20 protein-coding genes are annotated in these 23,351 nt (G+C 37.7%); 14 read left to right on the top strand and 6 right to left on the bottom strand.

Features of this window, described 5'->3' with window-relative positions:
- Positions 1-36: 36 nt before the first annotated feature.
- From sbnC to sbnI, 7 genes are all read left to right on the top strand, one after another.
- Positions 37-1,797 carry a staphyloferrin B biosynthesis protein SbnC gene (gene sbnC / locus GJE18_RS11905; RefSeq protein ID WP_107368469.1) on the top strand — a complete coding sequence of 587 codons (1,761 nt, stop codon included), beginning with the start codon at positions 37-39 and terminating at the stop codon, positions 1,795-1,797.
- Positions 1,790-3,061 (top strand): MFS transporter, encoded by a 1,272-nt coding sequence (locus tag GJE18_RS11900; RefSeq protein ID WP_107368468.1) that lies wholly within the window; start codon positions 1,790-1,792, stop codon positions 3,059-3,061. The genes sbnC and GJE18_RS11900 overlap by 8 nt, the downstream gene beginning before the upstream one ends.
- Positions 3,051-4,736 (top strand): IucA/IucC family protein, encoded by a 1,686-nt coding sequence (locus GJE18_RS11895; protein ID WP_107368482.1) that lies wholly within the window; start codon positions 3,051-3,053, stop codon positions 4,734-4,736. The genes GJE18_RS11900 and GJE18_RS11895 overlap by 11 nt, the downstream gene beginning before the upstream one ends.
- Complete coding sequence (gene sbnF / locus GJE18_RS11890; RefSeq protein WP_107368467.1) at positions 4,723-6,492, top strand: staphyloferrin B biosynthesis protein SbnF; 1,770 nt, start codon at positions 4,723-4,725, stop codon at positions 6,490-6,492. Before GJE18_RS11895 ends, sbnF begins: the two co-directional genes overlap by 14 nt.
- Positions 6,473-7,246, top strand: a complete 774-nt coding sequence (locus GJE18_RS11885; RefSeq protein ID WP_107368466.1) for an HpcH/HpaI aldolase family protein — start codon at positions 6,473-6,475, stop codon at positions 7,244-7,246. Before sbnF ends, GJE18_RS11885 begins: the two co-directional genes overlap by 20 nt.
- Positions 7,247-7,317: 71 nt before the next feature.
- Positions 7,318-8,529: a type III PLP-dependent enzyme gene (locus GJE18_RS11880; protein ID WP_107368481.1), complete on the top strand. Its 1,212-nt coding sequence runs from the start codon at positions 7,318-7,320 to the stop codon at positions 8,527-8,529.
- Positions 8,489-9,253, top strand: coding sequence for a bifunctional transcriptional regulator/O-phospho-L-serine synthase SbnI (sbnI, locus tag GJE18_RS11875; RefSeq protein ID WP_060552121.1), 765 nt, complete (start codon positions 8,489-8,491; stop codon positions 9,251-9,253). The genes GJE18_RS11880 and sbnI overlap by 41 nt, the downstream gene beginning before the upstream one ends.
- Before the next feature lie 110 nt (positions 9,254-9,363).
- On the opposite strand, the gene fabG is transcribed toward sbnI, so the two are convergent.
- Positions 9,364-10,122 (bottom strand): 3-oxoacyl-ACP reductase FabG, encoded by a 759-nt coding sequence (gene fabG, locus GJE18_RS11870; RefSeq protein WP_060552120.1) that lies wholly within the window; start codon positions 10,120-10,122, stop codon positions 9,364-9,366.
- 217 nt (positions 10,123-10,339) lie between these two features.
- On the opposite strand from fabG, the gene GJE18_RS11865 reads away from it, so the two are divergent.
- Both GJE18_RS11865 and GJE18_RS11860 read left to right on the top strand, forming a co-directional pair.
- The gene (locus GJE18_RS11865) at positions 10,340-11,194 is read left to right on the top strand and encodes a GIY-YIG nuclease family protein (RefSeq protein WP_107368465.1); all 855 of its coding nucleotides are present in this window, start codon (positions 10,340-10,342) and stop codon (positions 11,192-11,194) included.
- A gap of 15 nt (positions 11,195-11,209) precedes the next feature.
- Positions 11,210-12,157, top strand: a complete 948-nt coding sequence (locus GJE18_RS11860) for a S41 family peptidase (protein WP_107368464.1) — start codon at positions 11,210-11,212, stop codon at positions 12,155-12,157.
- Between the two features lie 40 nt (positions 12,158-12,197).
- Here GJE18_RS11860 and GJE18_RS11855 read toward each other — a convergent pair whose 3' ends face one another.
- From GJE18_RS11855 to GJE18_RS11840, 4 genes are all read right to left on the bottom strand, one after another.
- A complete protein-coding gene (locus tag GJE18_RS11855) occupies positions 12,198-13,586 on the bottom strand; it encodes an MFS transporter (RefSeq protein WP_107368463.1) in 1,389 nt (462 codons plus the stop codon).
- Positions 13,579-14,766, bottom strand: coding sequence for a M20 family metallopeptidase (locus tag GJE18_RS11850; RefSeq protein WP_107368462.1), 1,188 nt, complete (start codon positions 14,764-14,766; stop codon positions 13,579-13,581). The genes GJE18_RS11855 and GJE18_RS11850 overlap by 8 nt, the downstream gene beginning before the upstream one ends.
- Positions 14,767-14,904: 138 nt before the next feature.
- Entirely contained in the window at positions 14,905-17,133 is a 2,229-nt protein-coding gene (gene aryK / locus GJE18_RS11845; RefSeq protein ID WP_107368461.1) for a transcriptional regulator AryK, read from the bottom strand.
- A gap of 93 nt (positions 17,134-17,226) precedes the next feature.
- A complete protein-coding gene (locus tag GJE18_RS11840) occupies positions 17,227-17,727 on the bottom strand; it encodes a phage tail protein (protein WP_107368460.1) in 501 nt (166 codons plus the stop codon).
- A 355-nt stretch (positions 17,728-18,082) separates the two neighbouring features.
- Between GJE18_RS11840 and GJE18_RS11835 the strand changes: the two genes are divergently transcribed.
- Positions 18,083-18,973 (top strand): 5'-nucleotidase, lipoprotein e(P4) family, encoded by an 891-nt coding sequence (locus GJE18_RS11835; RefSeq protein ID WP_060552115.1) that lies wholly within the window; start codon positions 18,083-18,085, stop codon positions 18,971-18,973.
- A 52-nt stretch (positions 18,974-19,025) separates the two neighbouring features.
- Here GJE18_RS11835 and GJE18_RS11830 read toward each other — a convergent pair whose 3' ends face one another.
- Positions 19,026-19,166 carry a DUF6440 family protein gene (locus GJE18_RS11830; protein WP_240928884.1) on the bottom strand — a complete coding sequence of 47 codons (141 nt, stop codon included), beginning with the start codon at positions 19,164-19,166 and terminating at the stop codon, positions 19,026-19,028.
- Between the two features lie 223 nt (positions 19,167-19,389).
- Here GJE18_RS11830 and GJE18_RS11825 point away from each other — a divergent pair, with 223 nt between their 5' ends.
- The 4 genes from GJE18_RS11825 to GJE18_RS11810 all read left to right on the top strand — a co-directional run bounded on the left by GJE18_RS11825 (position 19,390) and on the right by GJE18_RS11810 (position 23,129).
- The gene (locus tag GJE18_RS11825) at positions 19,390-20,316 is read left to right on the top strand and encodes a lactate/malate family dehydrogenase (RefSeq protein ID WP_168429112.1); all 927 of its coding nucleotides are present in this window, start codon (positions 19,390-19,392) and stop codon (positions 20,314-20,316) included.
- Positions 20,317-20,559: 243 nt separating this feature from the next.
- The gene (gene nrdD / locus GJE18_RS11820) at positions 20,560-22,422 is read left to right on the top strand and encodes an anaerobic ribonucleoside-triphosphate reductase (protein ID WP_107368459.1); all 1,863 of its coding nucleotides are present in this window, start codon (positions 20,560-20,562) and stop codon (positions 22,420-22,422) included.
- Positions 22,409-22,942, top strand: coding sequence for an anaerobic ribonucleoside-triphosphate reductase activating protein (nrdG, locus tag GJE18_RS11815; protein ID WP_107368458.1), 534 nt, complete (start codon positions 22,409-22,411; stop codon positions 22,940-22,942). Before nrdD ends, nrdG begins: the two co-directional genes overlap by 14 nt.
- Before the next feature lie 25 nt (positions 22,943-22,967).
- Positions 22,968-23,129: a DUF308 domain-containing protein gene (locus tag GJE18_RS11810; protein WP_082624772.1), complete on the top strand. Its 162-nt coding sequence runs from the start codon at positions 22,968-22,970 to the stop codon at positions 23,127-23,129.
- Positions 23,130-23,351: the final 222 nt, after the last annotated feature.

Genomic DNA, 23,351 nt, shown 5'->3' with positions numbered 1-23,351 from the left:
GCAGTCGACATTGTAATGGAATAAAGGAGTGTAAATATGAGCCATGTAGCAAACCATAATGAACAACTGGCGTCAAAAGTGATATTAAGTGATTTGATAGACGCACTGTTTTTTGAAGATGTTTTTGAACTGTACTCAAAAGGGCGCGTGATTCATCAAGATGAACAAACTTTATTTGTGTATCAACATGAAGACCAACGATTAGAAATTCCTGTGTATTTAAGCAGTTTAAATGTGTACCGGTTCGCGCGTTCAAAAGGAGAGGTCAAACTTTATACATCACATAAGACGATTACTTTAAATGCTGTATCACTTTGGGACACGCTTGTCATGATGCATCCAGATGAGGCTAAACAGCTGAATAGTGTGCGTTTTCGTGAAGGACTCGTACAGGCCTGTCAGCAATTGGCAGCGCAGTATCAAGGTTTAGACCTTGCAGAACATCCTTTTGTGCAATCAGAACAATTCGCTAGTCTCAAAGATCGTCCATTTCATCCATTAGCAAAAGAAAAACGTGGCTTAAATGCGTCCGACTATGCGCGTTTTCAAGTCGAATATAATGCGCCGATGTCATTGAAAGTGGTGGCGCTTCATCGAGACTGGGTGATGGCAAGTCAGCATGCCAATGAAACAACTTTACAACGCGCTTTAAACATCACGACTGATAATACATTTCATCAATATATGGAATCTCAGGGTCTGAATCCTGAAAACTATATGCTATTTCCTGTGCATCCTTGGCAGTTCAACCATGTGTTACCGCATTACTTTGAACAAGAGATAAAAGAAAAGGTGATTGTACCCCTTGATATGATGTGTGGTCGTTTTGTTTCATCCTCATCAATGCGCACATTGATTGATATTGAGCGTCCTTTTGACCATATTAAAGTTCCTTTTGCGATGCAATCGTTAGGTGCTTTACGACTCACGCCGACACGTTATTTGCTTAATGGTGAAAAAGGAGAGGCATTACTTGAACAAGTGAGGCAACAATCTGAATATCTAAAAACCCACCTTTTACTATGCGATGAAAAACAATGGTGGTCCTTCATCGCACCGTCTAAAAATATTTTTGAAGATCGTACGGGGCATTTAACCGTGCAATTGCGCCAATATCCAGAAGTTGTCAAAGAGGCCAACACAGTCGTCATTTCTATGGCTGCGCTTGCGATGGCAGATACGCGCGTACTTGAACCTGTCTTTGGTCATTGTGATTTTACGACAGAGGAAGTAGAAGCTATTTATCAAGATATCGTTACATCATTCATTCATACGCTATTTGCCTGCATGCGTCGCGGTATATTGCCTGAAGTGCACGGTCAAAATGTGCTCGTCGCATTTCAAAACGGTCGAGTACGCCAATTCATTCTTCGTGATCACGACACGGTGCGGATATATCCGGCTTGGATGACTCTAAATGGTATGGATGTGCCAGAATATGCGATTCGCAAAGATACACCGAATACTTTAATTAACGACGATTTGGAAACGTTCTTCACGTATTTTCAAACGCTTGGCATCTTAGTGAATGTGTATGCCATCATCGATACATTTGCGTCGCTTTATCAGCTTGATGAACAGCGATTAATGGCTTTTTTACGTCAAACGATGAAACAGGCGGTCGATGAGACAAAGTGGCCTAATGGTGCAGAGGAAGTACGACAGCTGCTTTTTGATAAAGAGACATGGCCATTTAAACGCATTCTCTTACCTTTATTACATCAAAAAGATTCTGGGGGTGGCAGTATGCCATCAAGTATTGGAGAGATTGTGAATCCAATGATGTCGTATGACTAGTGCGCATCTTTGGAAGCGTAACTTTCGCATTTTATGGAGCAGTCAATTTATCTCTATAGCGGGTTTAACGGTACTCGTGCCGTTATTACCCATCTATATCGCTTCATTAGAACAACTATCTGTAACAGAAATTCAACTGTGGAGCGGTGTGGCTATCGCTGCACCTGCTGTGACAACGATGATTGCGTCTCCATTATGGGGGAAACTTGGCGATAAAATCAGCCGAAAGTGGATGGTGTTACGTGCCTTAATTGGTTTAGGCATCTGTTTAATATTGATGTCGATGTGTACGACCGCATTTCAATTTGTACTTGTGCGCTTATTACAAGGTCTGTTCGGCGGTGTGGTAGACGCTTCGAATGCATTTGCGACAAGCGAAGCACCTGCGAATGAACGAGGAAAGGTGCTTGGACATCTACAAAGTTCCGTAAGTGCAGGGTCGTTAGTGGGACCTTTAGTCGGTGGTGTGTTAGCCACTGTCATCGGCTTTCAAACGTTATTGCTTTCAATTGGTATTGCCACATTTATCATTTGCGGTGTAGGCATGGTGACTTTAGTTGAATCGCATCATCGTAAGCAACAATGTGCGACACCACCGATGCAATGCGGTGTGAGAACATCATTTAGATGTTTGTTATGTACACATGTGACTTGCAGATTTATTATTGTGGGTATTTTAGCCAATCTTGCCATGTATGGCATGATGACCGCACTGGCACCACTTGTTTCAGGCGCCAATACAACGCTACTTGATGATAAGGCAGCTATAGGCTTGATTCAATCGGTCTTTTGGACAGCCTCAATATTAAGCGCACCGTTATGGGGCATGCTTAATGACAAACAATATGTGAAATATGTTTATATTGCAACAACGTTAATTTGTGGGCTCAGTGTCGTGTTACAAGGCGTGGCCACTAACTTCTGGATGTTGTTAATTTTTCGAATGATGCAAGGTTTTACATACAGTGCACTGATTCAAAGTGTGATGTTTGTCGTCGCAAATGCATGTCATAAAGATTTAAAAGGGACGTTTATTGGGTCGACGAACAGCATGCTGGTACTGGGTCAAGTAGTTGGAAGTATGACCGGTGCACTCATTACAAGTCACTATAACCCCATGATGACATTTATTGTAATGGGTATTATTTTTATCGCCAGTAGTTTTGTCCTGAAATCCTCACAGTTGAAATGTATAAAAGAAGATCAATCATTAATGAATCAATTATGGGAGTTGAAAGTACAACGTGCAAAACATTCAAAATAAAGCTATAGCTGAACAAGCAGCACTAGAACGCATGCTTAATGTGTATTTTAGAGAAAATCAATTGTATCACAATGCCCCAGAACATCAGCAATGGCACATTCGCTTAAATGATAACGAAACATTGATAGGCACATTTCTTTATTGGTCAATGATGGGGCATCATGTGTATCAAAAGCAGGTTTTCATAAAGAAAGGTGATGTGATATCACCTGTGACATGTCAACACGCCATTGAACGCCTCTTATCCATTTTTAAAGATGAAAGTAATCAAGCGCGTGTGCAAGACATCTACGCTGATATACAAAACAGTATGTCACGCACGGCGCACTACTTAAATGATAAAGATGACACACGTACAGTGGATCATTATATACAATCAGAACAATCATTGTATTTAGGGCATCCGTTTCATCCGACCCCAAAAAGTTCAAAAGGTTTTACATCAGAGGATTTAAAACGCTATGCACCAGAATGTCATACACATTTTCAACTTCATTATTTAAGTGTAGACGCCTCGCTTATATTGGCACGTGATGTAGAGGGACTCACGGATACGGTCACGAAAACGTTATATGAACTGGCATTCATGGACAAAGCGGATTTACCTCAAGGACATACATTATTGCCACTTCATCCGTATCAAATGCGTCACCTTCAAGAGGATCCTGTATTTAAGGCACAGCTTGATTGTGGACGCATCATAGATTTAGGGCAAAGAGGTCGGTCGGTCTACCCGACGTCTTCCGTTCGGACGGTATTTGAAAAAGCGCTCAATGTTTATTTAAAACTACCGATACACGTTAAAATCACTAACTTTATACGTACGAATAATTTTGAACAAATCGAACGAACGCTAGATGCTGCAACAGTCATTGCACACGTTAAAAATATGTTCGAGACCCCAACCTTTAAATTAATGTTTGAACAAGGCTATCGTGCGTTACACCTCGAGACGTCTTCAAGTGACAAAGATTGGATTACTGAAACGGCGTTAATCGTCCGTGAAGGTATCAATGAATATGACGAAAACAAAGACATTCACGTCCTTGCCAGTCTTTTTGAAACGATGCCAAATGCCACACATTCCATGTTGTACGATCGCGTTCAACAAAGTGGTTTATCTGTCGAAACTTGGTTACAGCGCTATTTAGATGTGATGATTCGACCGATGCTCACACTTTTTGCAACGACCGGTATTAGTTTAGAAGGCCATGTTCAAAATACGTTAATCCAGTTTCAAGAAGGTATCCCTAAAGTGTGCTATGTACGTGATCTAGAAGGGGTATGTTTATCTGAAACGCTCGCACGTGAAGCACAACTCGTTCCCCAAATTGTAGGTTCGAATAGTCCAGTTGTCGAAACGCATGAGACTGCATGGCATCGCTTTAAATATTATGTGATCGTGAACCATCTCGGTCATTTGGTGTCAACACTTGGAAAGGCGACTGGAAATGAAGCGCAATTATGGCGTGTGGTACGCACACAATGCCAATCTTGGACGACAGATAAAAAGATACAACGTTATGTAGAAGATGTATTAGCTTCTGAAACGTTTTCTGCTAAAGCGAACTTTATGAGTAAAATCAAAAATTGCAGTGAAAATCCAATTTATATTAATATCCTGAACCCAATTCGTCATGTAGAGGAGGTCTCATCATTTGATGCAATCAATTGAACAACGTGTAAAAACACGTATCATGGCACAACTCATCACTTCGTTAATTTATGAAAAGATTGTCGTGTATACCATGACGCATCTTAAAGATAATATGCATCATGTTGAAATAAAAGGTGAACATGCATCCTATCATTTTGATGTACGTGTGACAGAGAGTTTTAATCGTTTACAACTCACGTCTCAAATTATGAAAGTGGGTGCAGATGGTACCGAAAGTCCGACATTAAATTATGCGCAATTATTGAGAGATGTCCAATATACATTCACAAAAGATACACAGAAAATTGAGCAATTTATCGGTGAACTCATACAAACAGAATTAAAAGATTGCCAAGCACTTATGTATAAATTGAACCATTATAAAGCCATACCTAAAACGTTTAATGCGCTCGAATCCTATGCGATGGAAGGGCACACGTATCATCCAAGTTATAAGTCACGCCTTGGATTTACCCTTGAAGAAAATTTGAAATATGGACCTGATTTTCAACCAACGATTCATTTAACATGGATTGCCGTACCTAAACATCACGTCCAACAAACGATTTCTCAATCTATTGTGCCTGAGCAAATTTTGAAACATCAACTTGGTCAAGAAACGGTTGATCAATTCACTGACACTTTACGTCAACACGTCGAAAACGTCTCAGATTATGTATGGTTACCCGTACATCCGTGGCAGTTTGACCATATGATCGCCAATCATTTTGCTGAAGCGTGGTTAAATGGTGACATTATATTTCTTGGGAAATCTAGAGAAGCCTATGTGCCCCAACAATCGATACGCACGTTGTCACCTGTCGAAACCGATAAATATTATATTAAAGTCCCGCTTAATATTACCAATACGTCAACGAAGCGGGTACTTGCACCGCATACAATAGAAAATGCAGCCAATATTACAGATTGGTTGAAACATATTCAAGCACATGATCCATATTTGCGAGACCAATTACGTACAGTGTTTCTAGGAGAGGTACTGGGGATGTCGTATGATCAACAGCATTTGCCAGAAGACAAGAGAACGGCAACTTACGGTGCATTAGGCGTGATATGGCGTGAAAATATATATCATTATTTAGAAGCAGGTGAAGAGGCGATACCATTTCATGCGCTTTATAGTAAAGACACTGAAGAACGCCCGGTCATCGATGGTTGGATACAACGATACGGTGCTGATAATTGGATGCGACAATTTATTAACGTTGCGGTGCGTCCATTAATACATATGTTGTATACGCATGGTATTGCTTTAGAATCTCATGCGCAAAATATGATGCTCATTCATGAAAAGGGCTGGCCAACACGTGTAGCCATTAAAGATTTTCATGATGGTGTGCGCTTTAAACGTGCGTTATTAAGCGATATCGCCAAAAAACCTCAACTTCAAGATACACCGGAAGCGCATCAACGCATTAATCGTAACTCGTTTATTGAAACCGATGATGTACAACTTGTTAGAGATTTTGTACTGGATGCCTTTTTCTTTATCAATATCGCGCAACAGATTTTATTTATGGAAGAGGCATACAACCTATCTGAATCGGATCAGTGGCACATGGTGTATGACTGCATACAAGATTATTTACGCGCGCATCCCAACTTGCCGCTTCAACAGCATTTCGATTTATTTGAACGAACGATTCAAGTTGAAAAATTAACGACACGTCGACTTCGCGAAGATAATGAACTGCGCATTCATCACGTGACGAACCCGTTAGGAGTGATCCACCATGATGGCGCTATCACTTAAAGAGAAACTGCAACGAGGCGAAACAGTATACGGCTTATTTAATTCGATTCCGCATCCGCTAGTTATTGAAATGATAGCAGCGAGTGGTTATGATTTCGTCATTATCGATACTGAGCATACGGCCATTAATGATGAAACCCTTGAACATATGATTCGCGCGGCTGAAACAGCTAGCATTACACCGATCGTCCGTGTAACGCAATCCATAGAACGGGATATTATTAAAGTGTTGGATATGGGTGCACGTGGCATTATCGTTCCACATGTGGAGAGTAAAGCACGCGCTGAAGAAATTGTTAAGCTAAGTCGCTATTATCCAGAAGGCATGCGCAGTTTAAATGGCGGTCGTATGCCACGCTTCGGAGAAATGCCGCTCACAGACTATATGGCTGAAGCCAATAATAGTATTGTGGTGATTGCGATGATTGAAAGTCAACAAGGACTTAACGCACTAGATGATATTGCCAGTGTCAACGGTATAGACATGATCATCGAAGGCGCCGCAGACTTATCTCAATCTTTTGGTAAACCTTGGCAAACGACAGATGAAGTTGTGCAAAAAGCGACAGCCTATATGTATAAAATTACGACACATCACCATAAAGCATTTATCGCTCTACCCCGTGAACACGCACAATTTAAGGCATGGAAAGACAAAGGTGTGAAGGCCTTTGTATTAGGTGATGACCGTGGTAAATTATACCGTCACTTAAAACAAGACCTTTTATCTTATAAAGGAGGTGAACCTTTGTGAACGCGAAACACGTAGAAAATCAAAACCGAACATTACTTAAAAAGGATTACATATACCAATTTTTAAGAGAAATGAAGGTATCCGGGTCCTCCATATGTCATTACATTTACGACCTTGATGCGCTACAACACCATATTTCACAAATTACAGCGTCGTTGCCTAAAAATTGTGACATGTATTATGCGATGAAAGCGAACAGTGAGACACGCATTTTACAAGCCATTGAACCCTACGTAGCAGGATTTGAAGTTGCTTCTCAAGGAGAAATTGACAAAGGGTGTGCGGTATTAAAGCCTAATCGCATGATTTTCGGTGGTCCCGGTAAAACAGATGAAGAACTTGATATGGCTATTACCCGGGGAATTAAGCGACTTCATATCGAGAGTGTACAAGAATTGGAGCGTTTAAATGCGCGTTTAGAGAAACATGATAGGACCATGCCTGTTTTATTACGTGTCAATTTATCGGGTCCATTTCCAAATGCGACCTTACATATGGCGGGGCGTCCAACACAATTTGGAATTTCTGAAGAAGAAGTGGATACAGTCATTCAACGTGCACTAGAATTACCACGTATCACGTTAGAAGGCTTTCATTTTCATTCCATATCTAACAATTTGGACGCGTCACTCCATGTTCAAATGATGCGTTTATACTTTATAAAGGCAAAACAATGGGCGGAAAAACACCACTTTTCATTGCAACACCTGAATGTCGGTGGAGGCATAGGGGTGAACTATCAAGATTTAGACGTACAATTTGATTGGGACACTTTCAATCAGGGGCTACACGAAGTCATTGAGCAAGAAGCAATGTCAGGCATAACACTTAACTTTGAATGTGGACGTTATCTAACCGCGCATATGGGCTATTATGCGACTGAAGTCATTGATATAAAACAAGTGCATGGCACACATTATGCCATTTTAAAAGGGGGCACGCAGCACTTTAGACTGCCGGTGTCTTGGCAACATAACCATCCATTAGAAATATGTGAGGTGGAGGCCTTTCCGTTTACTTTCCAACGACCCACGCTAACACAGAGTCAAGTGACGTTTGTCGGTCAGTTATGTACTCCAAAAGATGTGTTTTCAAAGGATCGTATGACGCCTCAAGTAAGGATGGGAGATGTGGTTGTCTTTCAATATGCTGGGGCATATGGTTGGTCGATTTCACATCATGATTTTTTAAGCCATCCGCACCCTGAATTCGTCTACTTGCAAGATACAAAGGAGGAAGAAGATGAAGCAAATGTATCAAAATTTAAAACTCATTCCCATTGACCAAATTGTTTTACATGAAACATTTGAACCTTGTCGACTTGAAAAGACCAAAACCAGTATTGAAGCAGATCAGTTTATACGTCATCCCATTTTAGCGATACAAATTCGAAGCGGTAAATATATGGTTATCGATGGTGTGCATCGATATACGAGTTTGAAAGCATTAGGATGTCAGTTAGTCCCCGTGCAAATAATTAATGAAACGCAATATTCAATTGAAACATGGCATCATAAGGTGCCATTTGGAAATTGGTGGTCTCATTTACAGCACGATGATGCGTTACCTTGGACGACTGAAATTCGCTCTGAACGTCCATTTATTACGATGTGTAAAGGTTCCTATGAACAGTATTTATATCGCAAAGATCTTGGGAATGAAAAGTTCAAGGCATGGGATAAAGTAGTTGAAAGTTATACCGATGCATGTGCAGTGGAACGCGTCGCACATTGTGAAGGGGTTTGTACAGACGACGCTTATGTGATGATGAAGTATCAGCCTTTAGACATTGAGGAAATAGAAACCGTTGTGGAGCGTGGAGAAACAGTTCCTGCGGGTGTGACCCGCTTTAATATTTCAGGACGGTGTTTAAACCTTCAAGTCCCACTGAAGATTTTAAAAAGTCATGATAAAGGCAGTGTCCATTTAGCGTGGTATCGTTTTTTGAAAAACAAAATGATGAATACACGTTGTTACACTGAAAAAGTGTACCTTGTGGAACAATAAATTAAATTAAGAGAGACGAATCGTCTACACTTTAATGGTGCTGAACGCGCATGTAGTGTAGACGATTCGTGTTTTAAATAACGCTATTTAGAATGTAAAAATATGACTTATTAATCTTTAATGGCATCGGGTTCCTCTGGCAAGATCTGCCCACCATCAATAACGAGACTTTGACCAGTAATAAATTTCGCTTCAGGTGCAGCAAAAAATGCTACGGCATACCCGATATCTGCAGGTTCTCCTAATTCATGGGTTGGAATGATATTACGTGTCCCTTCTAAATAGGCTTCACCTTGTGCTTTGAGGCCTTCCGTAAGTACGTTACCTGGTTGTACCGCATTGATTGTAATACCGTACTTTGCATATTCAAGAGCGGCACTGCGCATATAGCCAAGTTGTCCCGCTTTCGTCGCACCGTAATGTGCCCATCCAGGATAACCTGTGATAGGACCTGTCACAGAAGAAGTAAGAATCACGCGACCATAATTCTGCTGTTTCATTTGTTTGAGCACCGCTTGTGTCACAAGAAATGTACCTTTTAAGTTGATATTTTGGATGTTATCCCAATCCGCTTCTGTTAACTCTTCAATTTCAATTTGTGGATATACACCAGTATTTGAAGCTAAAATATCTATTTTTCCATGTTCTGCTACAATTGCCTCAACCACAGCGTCAATAGTCTTCTTATTCGTGACATCTAACTTATAAAATTGTCCTTGAATGGCTTGTGCAGTTTGTTGTCCGTTGACTTCATCAATGTCGCCAATAATCACCGTTGCACCGGCTTTCGCTAAAGCTTCGGCAATCCCTTTACCAATCCCATTTGCACCTCCAGTAACGAGTGCAATGTGTTCAGATAAACATATCATCCTCAGTCACGTCCTTTTCCATATTTTGCTTGTTTCCTACACTTTAATTATGTAATAAAAAAGTGTAAAAATGGTATGAAAATTGCGTGAATTTCTATGTTGTTTTCTAATGAAAATGCCTTAAAAATCATTGATGAAAGTCATATATCTGATAAAATAATTGGAGTGAATGATATTATAATATTTTGTTTTATATTGCAGAAAGGGTATATGGCTCATGATAAAGTTAAAAGATTTTTTAAAAATTCCAGATGAGAAACATACAAAAATAAAATTCAATATGAATGCGGCAGACGTTTCAAAGCGAGCATGGGATTTTCTTCTAGAAGACAGCGAAGAATGGATTATTATGAATGCATGGAAAACCAAACAAACGAACAACAATTTAAACCATGCCGATTATTTAGTTGCGCTCGCACAATATTATCCATACGGGCCGCAATATTTTATATTCGGAGGACTTTATAAAGTTGAAAAGAAGCTACCTGAAGTGTTTGATGATGTCGGTTATCATCTCACATTAATGGAAGAAAATAGCCAGTATATTAAGCGATTAATTGTTAAAATAGACAAACCTATAGGGCGTGATGTGTATAATCGTCGTTATGAAACGATCCAAGAGCAACTTAACCCAGAAGTCTATGAAGTTGCCCCTAGCACTAAACTAGGCCATTTTAATGGGTATCAAAATGTGAGTTTAAAACATAAAGAACTGCAACAAATCATTCAACACAATGAGCCAAGTTGGAGAGAGGCGTTAAGTTATGTAAAAGGTGTGTATGTCATTACTGACTTAAGTAATGGCCAATTGTATGTCGGATCTGCTTCTGGAAATACAGACGGTATTTGGCAACGATGGGCGTGCTATGCACATTTAAGTGATTTAACCGGTGGTAACAAGGAATTCCATCATATTTTAGAAAATAAAGGCAAAGATCATATTATAAACCATTTTCAATATTCCATTTTAGAAATTTTCGATACGAAAACCAAAGTTGAAGTCATTTTAGAGCGTGAAAATTATTGGAAAAATGTGCTTGATAGTAAGCAACATGGGATGAATCATAATTAACAAGGAGAAAGTGCTGTGAAAAAATTAATTGTAATAGGCTTATCAACATTGTTATTTTTTAGTTTAATTTTTATAGCATTACTTAAAATTGGTCCATTGTTTAATTTATATATTGTGGCGCCTTCCACGCAATCATATGTAAAAATCGCAATTAATCAAATGGATATGCATGGTCTGTATGCGAAAGGTGACAAGTGGGAACGTGCAAAAGACAAAGCTTTAAATGACACCCAGAAGGCACAAGATTATAAAGATACACATACATATTTAGAAGAAGCTTTGAAGGTTGCTGGAGGTAAACATTCATTTTTGTATACTAAAAAAGAAAAAATGTCTCAAAGTGGTGAGACTCAATATCCTAAGATTACACTTAAGAATGATATTTTGACCATTAAATTACCTGGTTTTATGGGGAGTGAAAAAGAGGGCAAACGCTATGCTAATGAGGTTAGCAAAGCAATTCAACGTGAAAACTATAAAGGTATTATTATTGATTTACAAGATAACTATGGCGGAGATATGGGTCCGATGATAGCAAGTATATCGCCTTTATTAAAAAATGGTACATTATTGACGTATGTTGATGGTGACGATAATAAAACAGATGTTAATTTAGACGGTAGCCAGACTGAAAACGGGGGAACGCCGATTGAATTAAATAATGTAGAAAAAGTTAAAAATGTACCGATTGCTATTATAATAAATAAAAAAACTGCGAGTTCAGGTGAAATAACAGCTTTAGCATTCAAAGGAGCTAAAAATATAAAATATTTTGGTGAAAATTCTGGAGGATATACATCAGCTAATACGACTATAAAATTATATGATGGTACATTAATGAATTTAACAACACATCGCCTTGAGGATAAACAAGGAAATGCTTATGAAAATAATCCAATTATTCCTGATGTAAAATCTAATAATCCTGAAGAAGATGCTACAAAGTGGTTAAAATTAAAATAAAACCAAGTGATGATTTTGGTCATCACTTGGTTTTTATCTATTATTTTACTTTACGTGGATCATCATTAGGAACGGCGTAAACAATCGCAATAAATGCGATAATACCCATCGCAACGTTGACCCATAAAGCTATCATTGCACCTTGAAATGCGTTTGTTGCAGCGACGGCAATCCCATAAACGGCACCACTTATCGCGACACCGAATGCGCCCCCAAGTGATGAAGCCATTTTGTAAATACCAGATGCTACACCGACTTTATCAACAGGTGCGTTTGAAATCGCAGTGTCTGTTGATGGTGTCGCATATAAACCGAGGCCTAAACCAAAACATAAAAAACCGATGACACAACCGATGATATAAATCGTTTCAGGTAAGAAGGTTAAAGAAATTAGACCCACACCAATCACAACGATAAATGTACCGAGTAACATTGGATTTTTGGCACCCATTTTTTGTAAAAATTTTTCTCCAACACGAATCATTAATAGTACCGTGACTAAATACGTAATGGTTAAGTATCCTGCTTGTAAGGATGTATAACCTAATCCTTGTTGCACAAAAGTATTAGCAACAATCAGTGTGCCTGCGACGCCATTAAGTAAAAAGTTTGAAATTGTAGCGCCTGTATACGGTTTATTCGTAAATAATTTAAAATCAATTAACGGGTTGTTTACGTTTTTTTCTGCTTTTATGAATAACAAGAATGAAACGATGACGATCGCAATTAATCCGTAAAAGTATGGGGATGTAAATCCAATAGTGGCACCTTTTGTGATGACGACATTTAAGCTTAATAACATCACAACTAAAATGATTAAACCTTTAACATCAAATTTTGAAATTGCAGTGGATTCAGATTTAGATTCAGGTGTGCCTTTAATTAATACAAACGATAAAATTGCGACAATAATAGAAAAGATGAAAATCCAACGCCATCCTAACGTTGTAGCAACTGCACCGCCAAAGAGTGAACATATACCGCTACCGCCCCAAGAGCCAATGGACCAATAGCTTAAGGCACGTTGACGTTCTGCGCCTTCAAAATAGGCTTTCATTAACGCAAGTGTAGATGGCATGATACACGCTGCTGAAAAACCTTGAATAATACGACCTAAAATAAGTAGCAATGGAAAGTTTGTAATGATAATTAACGTTGAGCCAATGATGCTGAGTAAAAGGCCAATATTGGTCATTTTGACGCGCCCAATTTTATCGGCTAAGCCACCCGCACCTACGACAAACATCCCTGAGAAAAGGGCAGTGACTGAAATGGCAATACTAATTGTTCCTATGTCAGCGTCAAAACTCTTTTGTAATGGCGGTACAACGTTCACCAATGACTGAGCGAATAACCAGAACGTAATGACACCAAGTACAATCCCTAAAATTAATCTATTATTCCCTTTATATGACTGTGTATTATTCATGGTCGTCATCCCCTTTTAAGTAGTCTAATACGACAGTTCCTACAGCTTGAGCTGATGTAAGTAATGCTTTTTCACTAATATTAAATTTTGGATGATGATGCGGATACATTTCACCATCTTCTGGTGCAGCGCCCACATAAATAAATGCGCTTGGTCGTTCTTGCGCATAGTATGCAAAGTCTTCAGAAGGGGGTTGAGGTTCACACAATGCGACATCAAAATCTAAATCTGCATTTTTTAATGTTTTTCCGACATATTCTGTGAATTCGGGGTCGTTATACAATGCTGGGTAATCATCTTGATATTCGAGTTCGCATGTCACCCCGTACATAACTTCTAAGCCGTTTGTAATGCGTTTAATTTCTTTTTCAATTGTGCGTTTGGTGTCGTTGGTTAAACCACGCACGTCGCCCTCAATCGTAATATGATCTTTAATGACGTTAAACTGGCCTTTACCGTCAAATGATCCGATTGTAATAACTCCTGTTTCAAATGGATTAAGGCGTCGAGATACGACCGTTTGAATTGAAGACACAAATTCTGCACCTGCGACAATCGCATCGTTTGCCGCATGTGGTGACGAGCCATGACCGCCTTTACCGATTACTTTGAGTTTGAAGAAGGCACGGCCTGTTTGGACATAACCAGGACGATAATATACAGTACCTGTTTCCATCGTGCTCATGACGTGGACGCCTAATACATGGTCAACACCCTCTAATACGCCATCTTTTATCATGCCAATGGCACCACCAGGGGGTACTTCTTCTGCAGGTTGGTGGATGACCACCACTTTGCCCGTAAAGTGGTCTTTCATTTCAGCTAATGTTTCTGCGAGCACTAACATGTATGCAGTGTGGGCATCGTGACCACAGGCATGCATAACACCTTTATTTTGGGAGGCAAAAGGTAAGCCCGTATCTTCTTCGATAGGTAGCGCATCAAAGTCGGCGCGAATGGCTAACGTTTTACCAGGACGTCCAGAATCAATAGTGATTTTGATACCACGCTCACCAATACCTTCTTCTATCGTCACATCTTTATCTTGATAAAAGTCGGCAATATATTTAGACGTCTGTTCTTCTTTAAAAGAGAGTTCGGGATGCTGGTGTAAATAACGACGAATTTCAATCATTTTTGATTCTTTTTCGGTCAATTTTTGAATTAATTTTTCACACATAATGGTTCATCTCCTTAACTCTATTTTAAAAGATTAAGTATCATATTTATTTCCCTTATATATCATTTCACTATACTATTCTCATTGTTTTCAACATAAAAAAAGAGATAGGACAAAAACAGATAAACTATTTTTGTCCTAATCCATATACTTTTTTACATCTATGAGATGAATCGCATTGGTTAATAATTTCAGATTATAGGTTAAGTCTTGGGTGACGAATTTTTCGCTGACTTCTAATTTCGGGTAAGATAACCGATCGATATAGGCAATGGATTCCGCATCGATGCCTGTACGTGTATTATACGATTGCCAAACTTGGTATAAGGCGCCATGTTCTTTATCTAGCGTGTAATGTTTGAGACGATAAAGTCCAGAGTATAGATGTTTAACCGTTAAGGCGACATCCTTATTTTCAAGAAAGGGCAGTGGTGAGTTGAGTGATAAATACGGATTAAAATGTTCCGCATCATAAACAATGATTTGAAAATGTTCTGGCCGACCTACAACAATACAATTATGGTCATGAAATAACACTTGGGATGATAGTTTTTTAAATAAATGACTTGTGAAAAACGCAGGTCGTTTACTATTGTATTGATGGAAAAGTTCAATGCTATTCATATATTCTTTTTCATTTTTCACATGTAATGTATGTAAATCATAATTAAGCCAATATCCAATCGTATCAATCATTTTATTTAAGCGTAAAAACTGTTCAAAAATAATGCCGCCTCTAAAATATTCACCATTCGTGAGATGCGTATCACCTGTTAACGTATTCCAATTAAGTAGAATAAGAGGTTTATCAATGTGATGTTGATTTAAAAAGGCTTTCACTTCATTGGCCTTATCAATAATATGATGTTTTGTATTTTCAAAAAGCTCATCATCTGTAATATCAAAATTAACCAAATCATTTTGGTTCGCATCGAAACTCACATGCCCAATATGTGATGTATCATATTGAAGCATATTCAGGGCATTTTGCGGATGGTAAAGGTCTAGATGAACGATACATTTTACATTCGGGATAAAACGTTCAACACAACGAATGACTTTTTGATATGCCGGTAAGTCTACATGTTTAATGTAGAGTTTTAAATTTAAGTGTTCTAAGGAATCATCACGCATCACAATATGCATTAAAAACGCTTTAAGTTGATCGAGATAGGCATCTAAGTCATCAAACGGTGATAGTGTCATAATTAAACCAATACGGTGTTGTTTTAAAAAATCAATACACGCATCCACCTTGTTGTAGCGCTGATAATTCGAAATAGATTCATCCGTAATAACTTCGTTTAAAATCAAATTTGGACTCGACAAAGGGTCATGAATTAAGACGTGTGTCAGACCGATGTCAGACTGACAGGTCACTAATTGTTGTTGGACGTGCGCGCTTAAAAGTGCCTCCATATTGCCAATTTGAATAATATGTTTAAAATGATGAATCGTTTCATCCGTTGGGTGAAGTGTCATTTGAATATGTTTACCGATTTCAGGATTTTGAACCAAATGTTGTTGATCATTCATAACATAGCGAGATAAATTTAAAATGAGTTCCTTTTTAGAGACGCTCGTGTGTGGCTTTGGTTGTGTATGAATTTGATGTACCTCACGATATTGCGTTGGTGTTGTGTTCATCTGTTTTTTAAACGTGCGAGATAAGAGTGCAGAATTACTAAAACCATTTTGAAGCGCAATCTCTATCATGGGTTTGTCCGTATGAATTAAGTCTAGAATGACATGATCTAAACGTACTTTGTTTAAGTATTGTAAAAAGCCCATGTTCAATTTTTTAGTAAACAATTTTGATAAATAAGCTGGAGACAGATTGACATATTGCGCCATATCATGAAGTGTAATCTCTTCATTAAAATGATGCTCGATATACTGGCAGACGCGATTCAAGCGCATATCTTCAGTCGTCGCCATACCGTGTTCCATATCTTTTTGAGGAATGTATTTCACCATTAATAACAAAAGTTCAATCATTTGTTGTTCAATGAGCAGTTTGAAATATTTGTTTTTTCGTAAGTACATAATGCCGATTTTAGCGAGAAAGTTCTTAATCCATTTCATCGAATCATCAGTAGAATCGGGTTCAAATACAGGAAGTCCATCAATTACATGATCAATAAATTGTAAATTCATATTAAACTGCATAAAGTCGCCATCTAAATCATTAATAATAAGCTCATCTCGATGATTTAAAAGTAAAACTTTGCCGGACTCAATATCGATATTAGTATTGTTAACAAGACATTGAAGACGTCCCTCAAGCACAAAAATATACGTGATTCCACTACATTTATACAGGGTACGTGGATGTAATGCATTGAACGAAATATGGTAGTTAGTCATCGTATCACTCACTCTTTATTTGTTAATTTCATTTTAACATGTTGTAGATTGTAAGAAGTGAATCGTTATGCTTCATATAAAATGATAAATCCATTATTCATAATCAGTATCCATGATGTCGGCATATTTTGCTTTATAGTTTTTAATCACTTCTTCTGAACAGCTGATGACATCTAATACATCGCTACTGATATATACGATATGATGATTGTTATAAAAAATGATATAAGGATTTATAAATGAACGAGGAACGTAGAGTAGATAATTTATCAAAGCTTCATTCGTAAGTTTGTAAAAGGTTGATATGATATATGTATCTTCACCGACGTGGACGTCTTCACGCCAATTTATAATATTAAAAAACCGGCCTACACGTGTTTTTTCTCTAGCATGAATCGGGGAAAGATACTTACTTAGGAATGAACAATGTGTTGTATCTGGGGTGTCAAACAACTGATTCACGATTGTGGTCACTAAAGGTTTACTAATCATATCAGCATCAAACCTTATGCGATGAGGGATTGAAACTTGAAAGAATGGTGTTTCGCTTTCTAAATCAAATGTTAGTGATAAATTTCTTAAGATTATATTCATTGGGATGCTCCATTCTCAATCGTTGTAAAATCAAGGTAAGATATGTAATTTGGCTGTTTTGTTGTTTAATGTGTGTGGCAGAACAGATTTCATTAAAACATAAATGACAGCAAAACCATTTTATCATTATTAGCTTATCATATAGATCGATATGTGAAGTTTCATTTGTATTCCTGTTTTAAGGAAATGTAAGAAACACCCTTCAAATATGAACCCATTCAGTATTTCTAAATATAATAAAAATACGCACATAATTGTTGAGCTTTATTTTAAAAACACTTATGATATAAGCGTATAAGACAATAATTAATTGTTCTACTTTTATACAATATACATAAAAAGGTGATTGGATATTATGAACAAATGGACAAAAACAGCAACAACACTTTTAGCTTTAGGGATGATTACGTCTACTGTACCTTCTGACACGTTTGCAGGTGCTGAAGCCCCAACACAACAAACTCAAACGCAAGCTGAATCAGATTATGTGAAACAATTGAGCGAACAAAATGTGATGAGTGTGGCATGGTACCAAAACTCTGCAGAGGCAAAAGCACTTTATGCTCAAGGGTATAACAGCGCGAAAGAAACGTTAAGTAAAAAAATTAAACAGCATAAAGGTGGCAAAAAATTAGCCATTGTTTTAGATATTGATGAAACGGTATTAGATAATTCACCATTTCAAGCGGCAAGTGCGTTAAATGGCACATCTTTCCCAACTGGATGGCACGAATGGGTGAAAAGTGCGCAAGCGAAGCCTGTTTACGGTGCGAAAGACTTTTTAACGTATGCAGATAAACATGATGTAGAAATATTCTATGTATCTGACCGCTCTCATGAAAAAGATTTAGATGCGACGATTAAAAACTTGAAAAAAGAAAAATTACCGCAAGCGGATAAAAAACATGTGTTATTGAAAAAAGCGGGCGATAAGAGTAAAGAAGAACGTCGTGATAAAGTACGTTCAGACTACAATTTAGTGATGTTATTTGGTGACAATTTACTTGATTTTGAAGAGCCAAAAGAAGCGTCTCAAAAATCACGTGATGAATTAGTTCGCCAACATGAAGATGATTTTGGAAGTAAATACATTATCTTCCCGAATCCAATGTACGGTAGCTGGGAAGCGACATTATACAATAATGACTACAGCATCAGTGCGAAACAAAAAGTGGAGAAACGTAAGCAATCACTTAAATATTTTGATATGAAAACAAATAAAGTGAAAACATATCAAGGAGAATAAGATACTCAAACCAATATAACAGCCGTAGATTCATGAGTCTACGGCTGTTACTTTATGTATTGGATTTTAACGCTTGTGGATCGACTTTTGATACATTACCATTTCTATCTAATAAAGGTGTTATACCTGTCCCAGCTCCAGCTCTATTTGATAGATACTGAATCCCTGTTTCTCTATCGGTTAGATGTAACAAGCTACCTCTTTAGACTGCCCGCATGCTTCTACAATAAAACGATTGTAGTTGTCTTTCGTAAACATCACTTTGACTCCCACCTTTCTTAAATGTGTGTCAACATCACTGTATCATTCATAACATATGACAATCAAAAATGATTATCTTTTTTCATTTTAATTTCAATCATTATTGTATTAAAATGTACTTTAACACATAAAATCGTTAAAAAGGAGTGGCTATCATGAAGTTAGGTATTATAGGAATTGGTAAAGTAGGAAGTCAATTTTTAACAGATATACAGTATATGAATCTCTTTTCAAAAATTGTTGTGATTGATTCTAATGCTCAATTGGCTGAAGGTGAAGTGTTAGATCACCATCATGCGCAAGGGTTGTCACGTACAAATCATATTGATATTTGCGTTGGAACATACAATGATTTATCAGATGCAGATGTGGTTGTGGTGACGGCAAGTGTGCCGATGGATCCGGATATTCCTGATCGCACAGCGTTAACGAAAGGGAACATTTCATTAATTGAAGACATTATGCATCAATTGTATCGCGTGACAACAAAACCACTCGTCATTTTTGTATCTAATCCTGTAGATGCGATGACGTATATTGCGACACAAGCGAATGACTATCCGAATGAGAAAATTATGGGAACAGGAACATTACTCGAAACTGCACGCTTTAAAACGCTCATCGCCGATCATTATGATATTGATCCAAAAAGTGTTGAAGGATTTGTGATTGGAGAACATGGGCAACATGCGGTGCCTGTATGGAGTAAAGTGACCATTTCAGGGATGTCGCTTGAAGAATTTGAAAAACTGTCGGACAAACCACGCATAAATAAAGAAGCCATTTCTCAACAAATCGATAAAGTATCTTTTGATGTATTAAAAAATAAAGGCTGGACAAATGTCGCAATTTCTAAAACAACAGTGAACTTAGTTAAAAGTTTAGTATTAAATGAGAAGTCAGTGATGCCGATTACATCACTTCAAGAACAAGATCAGATAGCTATCAGTTTACCAACATTAACGCATCAAAACGGTATTAACCAGGTATTTGATATTACACTTGATGAAGCGGAACAACAACATTTTGAGGCTGCAAAAAATTACATTAAAGCAACGATAAATATTAAAAATCAACGTTAATTTCCCATAAAGATGAACAGTTAACACCGATGATTCGGAGGTTAACTGTTTTTTATGTTGTACGTCAAAGTTATTTTTAGCACTTGTTATAATGTAAATTATTTTTGAATTGCCCGCTTTTCAAAGTTCAACGTTTATTAACAAACTTTTGACAGTTGTGTTAACAGTCTGATTTTTGTTTGAAATACTATATATAGTGTCTTAGATTGTAGGTAGACACAATATATAGAAAGGGTTGATGTTATGAAACAATTGGAAGTGGCTTTACAAGGACTCATCACCAAAGATCCAACAGTGGTGAATGAAAATGCGAATAAAGACAGCAACACGTTTTCAACAATGCGTGACTTAACAGCAGGGGTGGTTTCAAAATCATACGCATTAGAACATTTATTACCAAAACGTGTGGCGGAAGCACATAAAAATGGTGACATTCATTTTCATGATTTAGACTACCATCCGTTTCAACCTTTAACAAATTGTTGCCTTATTGACGCCAAATCAATGTTACAACATGGTTTTGAAATTGGAAATGCGAATGTGACCTCTCCTAAATCGATTCAAACCGCGACGGCGCAACTGGTTCAAATCATTGCGAATGTTTCAAGTAGTCAGTACGGGGGCTGTACTGTCGACCGCGTCGATGAATTACTCAGTACATATGCACGTTTTAATGAAGCACACCATAGATCCATCGCTACACAATTTGTAAAAGAAGATGCGATTGAAACATACGTTGACCAACAAGTGACAAAAGATATTGGTGATGCGATTGAAAGTTTAGAGTATGAAATTAATACGTTATATACGTCGAACGGACAGACACCTTTTGTAACTTTAGGATTTGGGCTTGGGACGGATACATTGAGCCGAAAAATCCAACAAGCGATATTAAAAACGCGTATTAAAGGATTAGGTAAAACACGCATGACGGCAATTTTTCCAAAATTAGTGTTTTCGATTAAAAAAGGTGTGAATTTTAGTGAGAACGATCCTAACTATGATATTAAACAATTGGCACTCGAATGTTCGACTAAACGAATGTATCCGGATGTCTTAAATTATGAGGCATTAGTGAATATATTAGGTGATTTTAAAGCACCTATGGGATGTCGCTCCTTTTTACAAGCATGGCGTGATGCTGAAGGTCAATTTGAAAATAATGGGCGTTGTAATTTAGGTGTAGTCACCCTAAACCTTCCACGTATAGCGATAGAATCAAAAGGTGATAAACTCGCGTTTTGGCAAATATTTCATGAACGTATGGATGTCCTACATGAAGCGTTACTGTACCGCTTAGAACGTGTGCTTCAAGCAACGCCTGAAAATGCGCCGATTTTATATAAGAGTGGGGCGTTTAAATATAAATTACAGCATAACGAACCCGTATCAGATGTGTTTAAACATCGTCGCGCCACAGTATCAATGGGATACATCGGCTTATATGAAGTGGCGACGGTCTTTTACGGTCCGAATTGGGAAACAAATCCTGAAGCTAAAGCATTTACGTTAGATATTTTAAAAGAAATGAAAGATTATCAACAAAAATGGACTGAAGATACAGATATTTGGTTTAGTATTTATAGCACGCCAAGCGAATCATTAACTGACCGCTTTTGTCGATTAGATTTTGAAAAATTTGGTGCGATTCCGAACATTACAGATAAAGGTTATTATACAAATTCCTTTCATTATGATGTGCGAAAAGATGTGACGCCTTTTGAGAAAATAGATTTTGAAAAAGACTATCCGTATTATGCAAGTGGTGGTTTTATTCACTATTGCGAGTATCCAAAGTTAAATCATAATTTGAAGGCGTTAGAAGCGGTATGGGATTATGCGTATGACAAAGTCGGCTATTTAGGAACGAATATTCCTATTGATCGTTGTTATGAATGTGGGTTTGAAGGAGATTTTGAAACGACAGCGCAAGGTTATACATGTCCTCATTGCGGTAATAGTGACCCTAAAACGATTGATGTGGTCAAACGGACGTGTGGTTATTTAGGAAATCCAGTTCAAAGACCCGTCATTGAAGGACGTCAAAAAGAAATTTGTGCTCGAGTGAAACATATGAAAGATGGCAAAAACCATGACCGTTCTTGATATTGTAGAAGGACGAGGCTACATTGCGAAAATCGAACAACAAAGTTTTGTTGACGGGGAAGGTGTACGCGTCAGCATGTATGTGTCAGGGTGCCCATTTCAATGTGAAGGGTGTTATAACGTTGCTGCTCAAAAATTTAATTATGGCGAAACTTTTTCTGACGATATTTTAGAAGAAATTTTGACCTACTGCGAACCAGATTACATTTCAGGCCTGAGTATTTTGGGTGGAGAGCCATTTTGTAATATTGATATTACGTTAAAAGTGGCGCGTGCGTTTCGTGAAAAATTTGGCCAGCGTAAAACATTATGGGTTTGGACGGGGTTCCTATTCGAATATTTGAAAAATGATACAGGTCCAAGACGTCAATTATTGACCTTTGTCGATGTGTTAGTCGATGGATTATTTATACAATCATTATATCAACCCAATTTAGCGTATAAAGGGTCGTTAAATCAACGTGTGATTGATGTTCCACGTGCTTTGGAAATGAATCGACCCATCATATATACTGAATAGTAAATAATAAAAAGGATGATTCATTATGAAACAAGGATATTTAACGTTGCTTATCGGCATTTTATTCTTGATAAGTGCTATCGTGTTTACCGTGAAACATTCATGGTTGTTCACTACAATTTTTATCATTGTAGGTGTGATGTATATTTTTAAATATTTTAAATTGAAGAAAAATGGCTCACAGTAACACCTAACGTTCATTTATTTCAATCAATAAAACAGGCTATCGTTACGAGGGGGGCTCTGTAACGATAGCACTGCTTTTTAGAAACATATCAATTCTAATTTATATTTGAAGTTTAATCATGCACTTAAATTGTTGGATTTGTGAATATCAAGCAACAGTTCCAGTGTCCTATCACTTGCTCTTTGTCTCTTACATGTGATTGATGTGTATTAAAAGTTGTTG

The sequence above is a fragment of the Staphylococcus agnetis genome (assembly GCF_011466855.1).
Taxonomy (GTDB): Bacteria; Bacillota; Bacilli; order Staphylococcales; family Staphylococcaceae; genus Staphylococcus; species Staphylococcus agnetis.
Note: the sequence above shows the minus strand (reverse complement) of the source record. Positions and strands in the feature narration are given on the sequence as shown.

What these genes read in the sequence shown, in the direction of transcription:
- sbnC (WP_107368469.1), top strand. Translation starts at nt 37, where the DNA reads ATGAGCCATGTAGCAAACCATAATGAACAACTGGCGTCAAAAGTGATA.
- GJE18_RS11900 (WP_107368468.1), top strand. Translation starts at nt 1,790, where the DNA reads ATGACTAGTGCGCATCTTTGGAAGCGTAACTTTCGCATTTTATGGAGC.
- sbnF (WP_107368467.1), top strand. Translation starts at nt 4,723, where the DNA reads ATGCAATCAATTGAACAACGTGTAAAAACACGTATCATGGCACAACTC.
- GJE18_RS11885 (WP_107368466.1), top strand. Translation starts at nt 6,473, where the DNA reads ATGATGGCGCTATCACTTAAAGAGAAACTGCAACGAGGCGAAACAGTA.
- GJE18_RS11880 (WP_107368481.1), top strand. Translation starts at nt 7,318, where the DNA reads ATGAAGGTATCCGGGTCCTCCATATGTCATTACATTTACGACCTTGAT.
- sbnI (WP_060552121.1), top strand. Translation starts at nt 8,489, where the DNA reads ATGAAGCAAATGTATCAAAATTTAAAACTCATTCCCATTGACCAAATT.
- fabG (WP_060552120.1), bottom strand. Translation starts at nt 10,122, where the DNA reads ATGATATGTTTATCTGAACACATTGCACTCGTTACTGGAGGTGCAAAT.
- GJE18_RS11865 (WP_107368465.1), top strand. Translation starts at nt 10,340, where the DNA reads ATGATAAAGTTAAAAGATTTTTTAAAAATTCCAGATGAGAAACATACA.
- GJE18_RS11855 (WP_107368463.1), bottom strand. Translation starts at nt 13,586, where the DNA reads ATGAATAATACACAGTCATATAAAGGGAATAATAGATTAATTTTAGGG.
- GJE18_RS11850 (WP_107368462.1), bottom strand. Translation starts at nt 14,766, where the DNA reads ATGTGTGAAAAATTAATTCAAAAATTGACCGAAAAAGAATCAAAAATG.
- aryK (WP_107368461.1), bottom strand. Translation starts at nt 17,133, where the DNA reads ATGACTAACTACCATATTTCGTTCAATGCATTACATCCACGTACCCTG.
- GJE18_RS11840 (WP_107368460.1), bottom strand. Translation starts at nt 17,727, where the DNA reads ATGAATATAATCTTAAGAAATTTATCACTAACATTTGATTTAGAAAGC.
- GJE18_RS11835 (WP_060552115.1), top strand. Translation starts at nt 18,083, where the DNA reads ATGAACAAATGGACAAAAACAGCAACAACACTTTTAGCTTTAGGGATG.
- GJE18_RS11825 (WP_168429112.1), top strand. Translation starts at nt 19,390, where the DNA reads ATGAAGTTAGGTATTATAGGAATTGGTAAAGTAGGAAGTCAATTTTTA.
- nrdD (WP_107368459.1), top strand. Translation starts at nt 20,560, where the DNA reads ATGAAACAATTGGAAGTGGCTTTACAAGGACTCATCACCAAAGATCCA.
- nrdG (WP_107368458.1), top strand. Translation starts at nt 22,409, where the DNA reads ATGACCGTTCTTGATATTGTAGAAGGACGAGGCTACATTGCGAAAATC.
- GJE18_RS11810 (WP_082624772.1), top strand. Translation starts at nt 22,968, where the DNA reads ATGAAACAAGGATATTTAACGTTGCTTATCGGCATTTTATTCTTGATA.